Origin of the sequence: Escherichia sp. MOD1-EC6842, assembly GCF_002965705.1 — a bacterium.
Lineage (GTDB): Bacteria > Pseudomonadota > Gammaproteobacteria > Enterobacterales > Enterobacteriaceae > Escherichia > Escherichia ruysiae.
This window is the reverse complement of sequence record NZ_PTRF01000012.1, coordinates 67,175-79,785: the sequence shown is the minus strand read 5'-3', so window position 1 is coordinate 79,785 and position 12,611 is coordinate 67,175. Positions and strand designations below refer to the sequence as shown.

Genomic DNA, 12,611 nt, shown 5'->3' with positions numbered 1-12,611 from the left:
TGGTATTTCTGAACATCATCGAGCCGCCGGTCAGGAAAGAAAACATCAACCGAAATTCCTAAAAAGAGACGGATAAAACATCGCTATTGTGAAATTGCAAAGGAGCAACAATGAAAATTTCCCGCCTCGGAGAAGCGCCTGATTACCGCTTTTCGTTGGCTAATGAACGTACATTTCTGGCGTGGATTCGTACTGCATTAGGGTTTCTGGCAGCAGGTGTGGGGCTGGATCAACTTGCGCCAGACTTCGCCACGCCCGTCATTCGCGAGCTGCTGGCGTTATTGCTATGCTTATTCTCTGGCGGACTGGCAATGTATGGCTACCTGCGCTGGTTACGCAATGAAAAAGCGATGCGTCTGAAAGAAGATTTACCTTACACCAACAGCTTATTAATCATTAGCTTAATATTGATGATCGTGGCGGTGATCGTTATGGGACTGGTGTTGTATGCCGGATAGCCGCAAAGCCAGACGGATTGCCGACCCAGGCCTTCAGCCGGAACGCACATCGCTGGCATGGTTTCGTACCATGCTGGGCTACGGTGCGTTGATGGCGCTGGCAATCAAACATAACTGGCACCAGTCAGGCATATTGTTCTGGATTTCTATTGGCATCCTCGCCCTTGTGGCACTAATCCTCTGGCGCTATACACGAAATCGTAATTTAATGGATGTGGCTAATAGCGATTTTTCCCAAATTTGCGTAATCCGTGACAAATTTATGATCTCCCTCGCGGTGTTATCTCTCGCAATACTGTTTGCTGTTACGCATATACACCAACTTATCGTATTAATTGAGAGAATCACATGACAGGAAGTCAGGTTATAGATGCTAAAGAGGACAGGCATAAACTGGTTGTAGAGTATAAAGATACATTACAACCAGATGATTTTTATAAGAATTTAAAACAGAGGGGCATCCGCGCCGTGCAACTCATTCCCCATATAGAATTTAATGACCGAGGCGAGCTGACGGCAGCGTCGGTGACAACCGAGTTATGGGGACAATTTTTAATCGCCCTGTTCGAGTGTTGGGTGCGGACAGATATCAGTCGTATATCAATCGAGCTTTTTGATGTCACGCTGCAAAAATGGTGCGGGAACGAAAGCCAACAACCACAGAGGGGGTGTCAGGAGTGTGACTGGTATCTCCTTTGCCCTCATGCCGGGGATGGTCAGCCGGATAAGGTACTTTGTGCTGGCTATCAGGCTTTTTATTCCCACTCCGCGCCGCACATGCGGGTAATGCGCGACTTGATAAAGCAGCATCGTTCTCCTGTGGAGCTGATGACGATGCTGTGGTGACGTAAGTTAAACGGGCTGTCCCTGCTGCGACATCCGCGTCGCCAGCGGCAGCCAGCACAGCACAATTAACATTCCCATTAAGGTCATCAATAGCCCCAGGCTTCCCTGGCCGGTTTGCGGCAGCATCGCGGAGAGCGACGCCAGCACGCCGGAACCAATGTTTTGCAGACCGCCGACCAGTGCGCCAGCCGTGCCCGCCAGGAAGGGGAAAGGCTCCATCGCGCCGCTGGTTGCCAGCGGAAACAGCATCCCGGCACCGAAAAAGAACAATGCTGCGGGAACGAGCAGTGTCCAGACACTCATTACGCCAAACCAGCTGGGGATCCACATCATCAGTCCTGCCAGCAGGCAACAGATAACGGACTGCCACATCAACGAAGAGAACCGTTTATTCGGGCGTCCGGCAAACCATGCACCGAAAAATGCCGCTGGAATTGGCAGAATAAACAAAATACTGACTGTCATACTGCTCAGCCCTAATACTGCGCCCATCAGCACCCCAGAACAGGCTTCGAAAGCGGCAATCCCTGCCAGACCGCCAATCAGCATCAGTAAATAGCAGTTAAAACCACCATTTCCAAAGAGCGTTTTATAGCTGGTGAGCAGACGCGTACGCGGTGCATCGACAGGGCGCGTTTCTGGCATCCAGCGTGCCATACTGAAGGTCACACCAGCACAAAGCACCAGTAAAAACAGGTAACAGGCTCGCCAGTTCCACATGGTATCCAGTAGACCGCCAATGAGTGGTGCGAGCAAAGGGCTGACGAGAATACCCATATTTAACATGCTATTAGCGTGGCGTAGCTGTGTCCGTTCATACAAATCACGCGGCAATGTACGCGCCATCACACCACCGACACCGGTTCCCATCCCTTGCATTGCGCTGGCAGTAATCAATACCGTCAGGCTGGAGGTGGTGACCGCAACCAGCGTTGCTAACATAAAAATGGACATTCCGATGAGGATCACCGGGCGGCGACCTACCCTGTCGGAAATTGGGCCATAAAATAGTTGTGAGACACCGTAGGTCAGCAGATAAGCGCCCATTACGCTCTGCACCGCCCCTTCACGGACGTTGAGATCGCGCGCCATATCGGCAATAGCAGGAATATAAATAGTTTGCGCCATCTGACCGACGGCCACGAGTAATACCAACATCAATAATAAATTGACGTTTCTATGCCTTTTCATTATCACAGACGCTTATAAAAATATATTTAGAATAAGTTACTACGCATTCGAATAAATGCGGGAGAGAAATCTATCACATTGATAAATGTTAGCCAGATATATATGAGGAATAGTAATAAGAAAAACGGCAGAATATATAAACAAAAGCGGCAATAAATGTTGCCGGAATAGGGATAAAACCTTAACGCCACATCCGCCAGCATCGCGTCCGACACCCATTTGCAAGCAGAATATAAAAGGGGAGCGGTTTCCCGCTCCCCTTTAGTGCGGCTTGAATCTGAATTACTTAAGATATTTCAGAACAGCATCAAGCAGTTGCAGTGCTGCAACAATGAGTTTGAGGATAAGAATGGCGATATCCACCAGGCTCATACGCGTCTCCTGTGGTTCAGGAGCACTACCAGCCGACGTACCTTTCCGCTGCCTGTTGCCAGCTGTTGTGCACGCGGTCTCTCAAGGAGAAACGTTGTGCTGTTGACATAACACAGTGTGCTCACGCGGGGTTAAGGCGCTGACGGCACCACCCGTTTCAGCCAGGACTTAGTGCGCCGGGTAACGATGCGGCCCCGCATAACACATTGCGTACAGTGATATTATAGAAGTGCACTGTATAAATAAACAGTAATTTTTGGACAAATTGCAAACTGTGATCGATACTCGACTATGCGTTAAAAAAGTCAAAATTCGTGCCGAAATTGCGTGTTCTATGCGGAACACGTATACTTTCAGTGTTGACATAATACAGTGTGCTTTGCGGTTACCAGCCGCGAGCGGCTGACGAAACCTCGCTCCGGCGGGGTTTTTTGTTACCTGCGATTCAGTACAAAACGTGATCAATCCCTCAATTTTCCTTTGATGAAAAATTTTCCATTGTCTCCCCTGTAAACCTGTGCTTGTATAAATATTGTTAAACACAAAACCAACAAGGTCCCCAATGACTATTTCCATGCTCAACGCAAAACTACTACCAACTGCGCCATCCGCCGCAGTGGTCGTCGTGCGTGTGGTGGTGGTCGTCGGCAATGCGCCGTAGGGACTGGAACAACACACGATTCCAAAACCCCGCCGGCGCAAACCGGGCGGGGTTTTTCGTTTAAGCGCCCCCGGAAAGTCGGCTCAGAAGAAAAGGACTGGAGTATGGCAAGTTCGGGCATAATATCGACACGCAAGCGTTTTACTGGCGCAGAATTTATCGTTCATTTTCTGGAACAGCAGGGCATTAAGATTGTGACGGGGATACCTGGCGGCTCGATTCTCCCTGTCTATGACGCCTTAAGCCAAAGCACGCAAATCCGCCATATTCTGGCTCGTCACGAACAAGGCGCGGGATTTATCGCCCAGGGGATGGCGCGTACCGACGGCAAACCCGCAGTTTGCATGGCCTGTAGTGGGCCGGGGGCGACTAATCTGGTGACTGCCATTGCCGATGCGCGGCTGGACTCTATCCCGCTGATTTGCATCACCGGTCAGGTTCCTGCCTCAATGATTGGCACCGACGCTTTCCAGGAAGTCGATACCTACGGCATCTCTATCCCCATCACCAAACATAACTATCTGGTCAGACATATCGAAGAACTCCCGCAGGTCATGAGCGATGCCTTCCGCATTGCGCAATCAGGCCGTCCTGGCCCGGTGTGGATAGACATTCCTAAGGATGTGCAAACAGCGGTTTTTGAGATTGAAGAACAACCTGTTATGGCAGAAAAAGCCGCCGCCCCCACCTTTAGCGAAGAAAGCGTTCGTGACGCTGCGGCAATGATTAACGCCGCCAAACGCCCGGTGCTTTATCTGGGGGGCGGTGTCATTAACGCGCCTGCACGGGTGTGTGAACTGGCAGAGAAAGCCCAGTTGCCCACCACCATGACCTTAATGGCGCTGGGCATGTTGCCGAAAGCGCATCCACTGTCGCTGGGTATGCTGGGGATGCACGGTGTGCGCAGCACCAACTATATCTTGCAGGAGGCGGATCTGCTGATTGTTCTCGGAGCACGTTTTGATGACCGGGCGATTGGCAAAACGGAGGAGTTCTGTCCGAACGCCAAAATCATCCATGTGGATATTGACCGCGCAGAGCTGGGTAAAGTGAAGCAACCGCATGTGGCGATACAGGCGGATGTCGATGACGTGCTGGCGCAACTGATCCCGCAGGTGGAAGCCCAGCCGCGAGCAGAGTGGCATCAACTGGTGGCTGATTTACAGCGCGAATACCCGTGTCCAATTCCAAAAGCGTGCGATCCGTTAACACATTACGGCCTGATTAATGCCGTTGCCGCCTGCGTGGATGACAACGCGATTATTACCACTGATGTTGGTCAGCATCAGATGTGGACGGCGCAGGCCTATCCGCTCAATCGCCCACGTCAGTGGCTGACCTCCGGTGGGCTGGGTACGATGGGCTTCGGCCTGCCTGCGGCGATTGGCGCGGCGCTGGCGAACCCCGATCGCAAAGTGTTGTGTTTTTCCGGTGACGGCAGTCTGATGATGAATATTCAGGAGATGGCCACCGCCAGCGAAAACCAGCTTGATGTCAAAATCATTCTGATGAACAACGAAGCTCTGGGGCTGGTGCATCAGCAACAAAGTCTGTTCTACAAGCAGGGTGTTTTTGCTGCCACTTATCCGGGCAAAATCAACTTTATGCAGATTGCCGCCGGATTCGGCCTCGAAACGTGTGATTTGAATAACGAAGCCGATCCGCAGGCCGCATTGCAGGAAATGATTAATCGCCCTGGTCCGGCACTGATCCATGTACGGATTGATGCGGAAGAAAAAGTTTACCCGATGGTGCCGCCAGGTGCGGCGAATACTGAAATGGTGGGGGAATAAACCATGCAAAATACAACTCATGACAACGTGATTCTGGAACTCACCGTTCGCAACCATCCTGGTGTAATGACCCACGTTTGTGGGCTTTTTGCCCGCCGCGCCTTTAACGTTGAGGGCATTCTCTGTCTGCCTGTTCAGGACAGCGACAAAAGCCATATCTGGCTACTGGTGAATGATGATCAGCGGCTGGAGCAGATGATAAGCCAGATAGACAAACTGGAAGATGTGGTAAAAGTGCAGCGTAATCAGTCCGACCCGACCATGTTTAACAAGATTGCTGTGTTCTTTCAGTAACCGCTCAAGGCTTGAACAGCGGCGCGCTTATCGTTAAGGTAAGCGCGTTTTTTTTACCCGCCAGGACAAGACCATGATAACCGTTGCCCTTATAGACGATCACCTTATCGTCCGCTCCGGCTTTGCGCAGTTGCTGGGGCTGGAACCTGATTTGCAGGTAGTTGCCGAGTTTGGTTCGGGGCGCGAGGCGCTGGCCGGGTTGCCAGGGCGCGGTGTGCAGGTGTGTATTTGCGACATCTCTATGCCGGATATTTCCGGTCTGGAGCTGCTAAGCCAACTACCGAAAGGCATGGCGACAATTATGCTCTCCGTTCACGACAGTCCGGCGCTGGTTGAACAGGCGCTCAATGCGGGGGCACGCGGCTTTCTCTCCAAACGCTGTAGCCCGGACGAACTGATCGCTGCGGTGCATACCGTTGCCACGGGCGGCTGTTATCTGACGCCAGATATCGCTATTAAACTGGCATCCGGTCGTCAGGATCCGCTGACCAAACGCGAACGTCAGGTAGCGGAAAAGCTGGCGCAAGGGATGGCGGTGAAAGAGATTGCCGCCGAACTGGGTTTGTCGCCGAAAACTGTGCACGTACATCGCGCTAATCTGATGGACAAACTGGGCGTCAGTAACGATGTTGAACTGGCTCGCCGCATGTTTGATGGCTGGTGATGAAGACATTTTTCTCCCGCTTAAATACTGTAATTTCCTGCTTTTTTATCTTCTCTGCCGCATGGTTTTGCCTGTGGAGTATTAGCCTGCATCTGGTTGAACGACCGGATCTGGCGGTATTGCTGTTTCCGTTTGGTGTGCGACTGGGGCTGATGTTGCAATGCCCGCGCGGATACTGGCCCGTGTTGCTGGGCGCGGAATGGCTGCTGATTTACTGGCTGACGCAGGCTGTCGGGTTAACGCATTTTCCGTTATTGATGATCGGTAGTTTATTGACGTTACTGCCCGTGGCGTTGATTTCCCGCTTTCGCCATCAGCGCGACTGGCGCACATTGTTGTTACAGGGGGCTGCGTTAACGGCGGCAGCGTTGTTACAGTCGCTGCCCTGGCTTTGGCACGGGTATGGTAACGAATCGTGGAACGCGCTGTTATTAACCTTAACAGGTGGTCTGACGCTGGCTCCTGTTTGCCTTGTGTTCTGGCACTACCTGGCTAATAACACCTGGCTGCCGCTAGGGCCGTCGCTGGTTTCTCAGCCGATAAACTGGCGCGGGCGGCATCTGATTTGGTACTTGCTGCTGTTTGTTATCAGCCTCTGGCTGCAATTGGGACTGCCGAACGAACTGTCGCGTTTTACGCCATTCTGCCTGGCGCTGCCGATTATCGCTCTGGCCTGGCACTATGGTTGGCAAGGGGCGCTGATTGCGACGTTGATGAATGCCATTGCACTGATTGCCAGCCAGACATGGCGCGATCATCCGGTAGATTTATTGCTCTCGCTTTTGGTGCAAAGTCTGACAGGGCTGTTACTGGGCGCAGGCATCCAGCGGTTGCGTGAACTTAACCAGTCGCTGCAAAAGGAGCTGGCACGCAATCAGCATCTTGCCGAACGTTTGCTGGAAACCGAAGAGAGCGTGCGCCGCGATGTGGCGCGTGAACTGCACGACGATATCGGTCAGACCATCACCGCCATTCGTACTCAGGCGGGCATTGTTCAGCGGCTGGCGGCAGATAACGCCAGCGTGAAGCAGAGCGGGCAGTTAATCGAACAACTGTCGCTGGGCGTTTACGACGCGGTGCGCCGCTTATTAGGACGGTTACGTCCGCGCCAGTTGGATGATCTCACCCTGGAGCAGGCTATCCGTTCATTGATGCGAGAAATGGAGCTGGAAGGTCGCGGCATTGTCAGTCATCTTGAATGGCGGATAGATGAATCAGCATTAAGTGAAAACCAGCGTGTGACGCTGTTTCGTGTCTGCCAGGAAGGGCTGAACAACATTGTGAAACATGCCGATGCCAGTGCGGTCACGCTGCAAGGCTGGCAGCAGGATGAGCGATTAATGCTGGTGATTGACGACGATGGTAGCGGTTTGCCGCCAGATTCAGGGCAGCACGGTTTTGGTCTCACCGGAATGCGCGAGCGCGTAACGGCGTTGGGCGGCACCTTGACCATATCCTGTCTGCACGGCACGCGCGTCAGTGTCTCTCTACCCCAACGTTATGTGTAAGGCTTGATGATGTTGCAGTTCCTGAAAGCACCTGCCGACGCGCCGCTAATAAGCGATAAACGTGAAATTGATGCCCGCTATCGTTACTGGCGTCGGCATATTTTGCTGACAATTTGGTTGGGCTATGCGCTGTTTTATTTCACGCGTAAGAGTTTTAACGCCGCTATGCCAGAAATCCTTGCCACTGGCGTGCTAAGTCGTAGCGATATCGGCCTGTTAGCAACCCTGTTTTACATCACCTACGGTTTGTCGAAGTTTGTTTCCGGCATTGTCAGCGACCGCTCAAATGCGCGTTATTTTATGGGGATGGGGCTTATTGCGACTGGCATCATCAACATTCTGTTTGGATTTTCCACTTCGCTATGGGCGTTTGCCGTGCTCTGGGTGTTGAACGCTTTTTTCCAGGGCTGGGGTTCGCCGGTTTGTGCGCGGCTGTTAACCGCCTGGTATTCACGTACCGAGCGCGGCGGTTGGTGGGCGTTATGGAACACGGCGCATAACGTTGGCGGCGCGTTGATCCCTATTGTGATGGCGGCAGTTGCGCTGCATTACAGCTGGCGTATCGGGATGATGGTTGCCGGTTGTATGGCGATAGTCGTGGGGATTTTTCTTTGCTGGCGACTGCGCGATCGCCCGCAGGCATTAGGTTTACCGGCGGTCGGCGAATGGCGGCACGACGCGCTGGAGGTCGCCCAGCAGCAGGAAGGAGCAGGGCTGACGCGTAAAGAGATCCTCACCAAATATGTGTTGCTGAATCCGTATATCTGGTTGCTTTCGTTCTGCTACGTGCTGGTCTACGTGGTTCGCGCAGCGATCAACGACTGGGGCAACTTGTACATGTCCGAGACGCTGGGCGTCGATCTGGTCACGGCGAATACAGCGGTGACGATGTTTGAACTGGGCGGATTTATCGGTGCGCTGGTTGCCGGTTGGGGTTCGGACAAACTGTTTAACGGCAACCGTGGGCCGATGAATTTGATTTTCGCCGCCGGGATTTTGCTATCAGTCGGCTCGCTGTGGCTAATGCCGTTTGCCAGCTACGTGATGCAGGCGACTTGCTTCTTCACCATTGGTTTTTTTGTTTTTGGCCCACAGATGTTAATCGGTATGGCAGCAGCAGAGTGTTCCCACAAAGAAGCGGCAGGGGCGGCGACGGGGTTTGTCGGCTTGTTTGCTTACCTGGGGGCGTCGCTTGCTGGTTGGCCGCTGGCGAAAGTGCTCGATACCTGGCACTGGAGCGGTTTTTTTGTGGTTATCTCCATTGCCGCCGGGATCTCGGCCTTGCTATTACTGCCCTTTTTGAATGCTCAGGCACCGCGCGAAGCGTGATACATCTCACCTTTTTACCTCATATCCGGCAAAACTAAGAAATTTTCCAGGTTTTGCCTGGACACTATCTCAGGCCTGATTGGCTGCTGATTTTTACAATGCCATCATTCATTAATTCTTTCCCCAATTAATTCAAGTTGCAGGAATACATGCAGCTAAAGCACCTGCGGCTTGAAGAATGATGGGAAATCAGGAGTAACCCATGCTGGCTTTCCTCAACCAGGTTCGCAAGCCGACTCTGGATCTTCCGCTCGAAGTGCGGCGCAAAATGTGGTTCAAACCGTTCATGCAATCCTACTTGGTGGTCTTTATTGGCTACCTGACGATGTATCTGATTCGCAAGAACTTTAACATTGCGCAGAACGACATGATCTCCACTTACGGGTTGAGCATGACGCAGTTGGGGATGATCGGCCTGGGCTTCTCCATCACTTATGGCGTGGGTAAAACGCTGGTCTCCTACTACGCCGACGGCAAAAACACCAAACAGTTCCTGCCTTTCATGCTGATCCTCTCTGCCATTTGTATGCTGGGCTTCAGCGCCAGTATGGGCAGCGGCTCGGTTAGCCTGTTCCTGATGATTGCGTTTTACGCCTTAAGCGGCTTTTTCCAGAGTACTGGCGGCTCATGCAGTTATTCCACCATCACCAAATGGACGCCGCGTCGTAAGCGCGGGACGTTTCTCGGTTTCTGGAACATTTCCCACAACCTCGGCGGTGCGGGCGCGGCGGGTGTGGCGCTGTTCGGCGCAAATTACCTGTTCGACGGTCATGTGATCGGCATGTTTATTTTCCCGTCGATTATCGCGCTGATTGTCGGTTTTATCGGCCTGCGTTACGGCAGTGACTCCCCTGAAGCGTATGGCCTCGGTAAAGCCGAAGAACTGTTTGGTGAAGAGATCAGCGAAGAGGACAAAGAGACGGAATCCACGGATATGACCAAGTGGCAGATCTTTGTTGAGTATGTGCTGAAAAACAAAGTGATCTGGCTGCTGTGCTTCGCCAACATCTTCCTGTACGTGGTGCGTATTGGTATCGACCAGTGGTCAACCGTATACGCGTTCCAGGAACTGAAACTCTCTAAAGCGGTGGCGATTCAGGGCTTTACGCTGTTTGAAGCAGGCGCACTGGTCGGTACTCTGCTGTGGGGCTGGCTCTCTGACCTGGCGAACGGTCGCCGTGGCCTGGTAGCCTGCATCGCGCTGGCGCTGATTATCGCGACACTCGGTGTGTATCAGCACGCCAGCAATCAATATATCTACCTGGCTTCTCTCTTTGCATTAGGTTTCCTGGTATTTGGTCCGCAACTGTTGATTGGCGTGGCGGCTGTTGGCTTTGTACCGAAAAAAGCGATCGGCGCTGCCGACGGGATTAAAGGCACCTTCGCCTACCTGATTGGTGACAGCTTTGCCAAGTTAGGTCTGGGGATGATTGCCGATGGTACTCCGGTATTCGGCCTCACCGGCTGGGCTGGAACCTTCGCCGCGCTGGATATCGCCGCAATTGGCTGTATCTGTCTGATGGCGATAGTCGCGGTGATGGAAGAACGCAAAATCCGCCGCGAGAAAAAAATTCAGCAGTTGACAGTGGCATAAACGTAACTGGTGACTTTTGCCCGGCATGACGCCGGGCATTTTTTTATTCCGCAATTTCCAGCGTAGTGAAGGCAAACTTCTCGCCATCAAACAACCCCTGGCTGGTCAGTTTCAACGCGGGGATCACTGGCAGGGAAAGAAACGCCATCTGAATAAACGGTTCATCCGGTAACGAACCACATTTGCGGGCGGCAACTTTCAGGGCGTCAATTTGCTCCGCCAGCGACTGCGCCGTGTCGGTGCTCATCAGGCCGGCAATGGGCAACGGTAGATGGCTCTGCACCTGACCGTCACGCACCACACACAGCCCGCCGCCATCCTGAATCACCTGATTTACCGCCAGCGCCATCTCTTCCGTACTACGACCGATCACCACAATGTTATGGCTGTCATGGCTAACCGTCGCAGCCAGTGCACCTTCATTCAGACCAAAGCCCCCAAGCAAACCACAGGCCGGAGCCAGTCGTTGCCCGTAACGCTCAAGCACGGCAATAAAGCACACATCATCGCGATCAAAACCATTTTCGCTATAGACGCTGGAGCGGGAGTGCGTAATCAGCTCATTATGGATAACGTCAATGACTCGATAGCGTTTTCCGGGCGTAAATTGTAGGGCAAAGTCGCTGGCGGAAACCGGCTGGCGAGCAATAGTATTGCCATACGGTGGGGCGGATTGCGCCAGTCTCGCCGACTCTTGTGCTTGCAAGGTTTGCGCGTCAATCGGTTCGCCTTTCACCAGTACCTGCTGCACCGTGACCTTACGCGCATCACTTAACAGGACGATATCGGCCTGCTTGCCGGGCGCCAGTAAACCGAGATGATTAAGACCAAAATGGCGCGCTGTTGACCAACTGGCGACGCGATATGCCACATGCAGCGGCACATTGTGCTGTTCGATCAGGCGGCGAATTAAGGCATCGATATGCCCTTCATGGGCGATTTCCCACGGGTTACGGTCATCGGTACAGAGCATACATTGCGGGCTATTAAATTCGTTGATTAACGGAGCCAGCGCGTTGAGGTTGCGGGCAGCGGATCCTTCGCGGATCATCAACGACATGCCGAGTTGTAATTTCCGACGGCCTTCTTCCAGCAAATAGCTCTCATGGCAGTTTTCAATACCGGCAGCAATATAGGCGTTAAGTTCTTTACCGCCTAAACCGGGGCAGTGACCGTCCAGCGTCAGATGGCGAAACGCGTCCAGTTTATCGAGCAGCGCATCCTGCCCGCTAATTACGCCAGGGTAGTCCATCATTTCCGCGAGGCCGGTAACCTGCGGGTGATCTCGCCAGGCGAGCATCTGTTCGAGAGTAAAACTGGCGCCGTTTACATCGCAGCCTTCCAGTGCGGGTACGCAAGAGCTGACTTGCAAATACTGATTCTGCTTTGCCTGTTCTGCGCAGCGAGCAAACCAGGCGAATCCGGATTCGCCCATGACATTGACGATTTCATGGGGATCGCAAATAACAGTTGTCAGGCCGCGTGGCAGGGTGGCGGTTTCAAAGGTGACTGGCGTCATCATGCTGGATTCAATATGCAGGTGAGCATCAATAAATCCTGGTACTGCCGTTGCGCCGTTAGCATCAATTCGGTGCAAAGCCGGAGCGTTGACGTATTCTGCGCCAACACCAGCAATGTAACGCCCTTTAATCACAATCGGGCCGGAAATTTCTCCGCCATTGATCAGATCCAAAATAGAGACATTATCAATAATATAATCGGCAACGGCTTCGCCACGGGATACGGCTAACAATTCCTGGTATTCGCTCCGACTAATGTAATGAAATTTATGGCTAATAGAATTATTCATGTTTTTCTCATTTTGATTTTATCAAATTGATTATTATTTATCATAAAGAAACGTCGCGAGATTATTAAAGAATATCCATTAATGTGCAATT

The 12,611-nt window shown here is 52.5% G+C and carries 13 protein-coding genes; 10 read left to right on the top strand and 3 right to left on the bottom strand.

All coding sequences use genetic code 11. The features are described 5' to 3' along the window. Positions 1-110: 110 nt before the first annotated feature. From A7Z29_RS15420 to A7Z29_RS15410, 3 genes are read left to right on the top strand one after another with little or no spacing between them, the layout of a single operon-like run. The gene (locus A7Z29_RS15420; RefSeq protein WP_000703955.1) at positions 111-458 is read left to right on the top strand and encodes a YidH family protein; all 348 of its coding nucleotides are present in this window, start codon (positions 111-113) and stop codon (positions 456-458) included. Next, positions 448-810 (top strand): DUF202 domain-containing protein, encoded by a 363-nt coding sequence (locus A7Z29_RS15415; protein ID WP_001113440.1) that lies wholly within the window; start codon positions 448-450, stop codon positions 808-810. The genes A7Z29_RS15420 and A7Z29_RS15415 overlap by 11 nt, the downstream gene beginning before the upstream one ends. After that, positions 807-1,304, top strand: coding sequence for a radical SAM protein (locus A7Z29_RS15410; RefSeq protein ID WP_105290431.1), 498 nt, complete (start codon positions 807-809; stop codon positions 1,302-1,304). Before A7Z29_RS15415 ends, A7Z29_RS15410 begins: the two co-directional genes overlap by 4 nt. Positions 1,305-1,310: 6 nt before the next feature. Here the strand turns inward: A7Z29_RS15410 and emrD are convergent, their stop codons facing one another. Next, the gene (emrD, locus tag A7Z29_RS15405) at positions 1,311-2,495 is read right to left on the bottom strand and encodes a multidrug efflux MFS transporter EmrD (protein WP_024212485.1); all 1,185 of its coding nucleotides are present in this window, start codon (positions 2,493-2,495) and stop codon (positions 1,311-1,313) included. A gap of 282 nt (positions 2,496-2,777) precedes the next feature. Further along, positions 2,778-2,867 (bottom strand): type I toxin-antitoxin system toxin TisB, encoded by a 90-nt coding sequence (gene tisB / locus A7Z29_RS15395; RefSeq protein ID WP_000060506.1) that lies wholly within the window; start codon positions 2,865-2,867, stop codon positions 2,778-2,780. Between the two features lie 562 nt (positions 2,868-3,429). Here tisB and ivbL point away from each other — a divergent pair. The 7 genes from ivbL (at position 3,430) to uhpT (ending at position 10,710) form a co-directional block, all read left to right on the top strand. Beyond that, entirely contained in the window at positions 3,430-3,528 is a 99-nt protein-coding gene (gene ivbL / locus A7Z29_RS15375; RefSeq protein WP_016159932.1) for an ilvB operon leader peptide IvbL, read from the top strand. 104 nt (positions 3,529-3,632) lie between these two features. Then, a complete protein-coding gene (gene ilvB / locus A7Z29_RS15370) occupies positions 3,633-5,321 on the top strand; it encodes an acetolactate synthase large subunit (protein WP_000168413.1) in 1,689 nt (562 codons plus the stop codon). A gap of 3 nt (positions 5,322-5,324) precedes the next feature. After that, entirely contained in the window at positions 5,325-5,615 is a 291-nt protein-coding gene (gene ilvN / locus A7Z29_RS15365; protein ID WP_001181709.1) for an acetolactate synthase small subunit, read from the top strand. A gap of 73 nt (positions 5,616-5,688) precedes the next feature. Beyond that, positions 5,689-6,279, top strand: a complete 591-nt coding sequence (uhpA, locus tag A7Z29_RS15360; protein WP_000633666.1) for a transcriptional regulator UhpA — start codon at positions 5,689-5,691, stop codon at positions 6,277-6,279. Then, positions 6,279-7,787: a signal transduction histidine-protein kinase/phosphatase UhpB gene (gene uhpB, locus A7Z29_RS15355; RefSeq protein WP_024212486.1), complete on the top strand. Its 1,509-nt coding sequence runs from the start codon at positions 6,279-6,281 to the stop codon at positions 7,785-7,787. Before uhpA ends, uhpB begins: the two co-directional genes overlap by 1 nt. Positions 7,788-7,796: 9 nt before the next feature. Next, on the top strand, positions 7,797-9,116 hold the full coding sequence (uhpC, locus tag A7Z29_RS15350; RefSeq protein WP_010350496.1) for an MFS transporter family glucose-6-phosphate receptor UhpC: 1,320 nt from the start codon (positions 7,797-7,799) through the stop codon (positions 9,114-9,116). A gap of 202 nt (positions 9,117-9,318) precedes the next feature. Further along, positions 9,319-10,710: a hexose-6-phosphate:phosphate antiporter gene (gene uhpT / locus A7Z29_RS15345; RefSeq protein ID WP_000879190.1), complete on the top strand. Its 1,392-nt coding sequence runs from the start codon at positions 9,319-9,321 to the stop codon at positions 10,708-10,710. Between the two features lie 43 nt (positions 10,711-10,753). Here the strand turns inward: uhpT and adeD are convergent, their stop codons facing one another. Next, positions 10,754-12,520: an adenine deaminase gene (gene adeD, locus A7Z29_RS15340; protein ID WP_001065765.1), complete on the bottom strand. Its 1,767-nt coding sequence runs from the start codon at positions 12,518-12,520 to the stop codon at positions 10,754-10,756. Between the last annotated feature and the right edge of the window lie 91 nt (positions 12,521-12,611).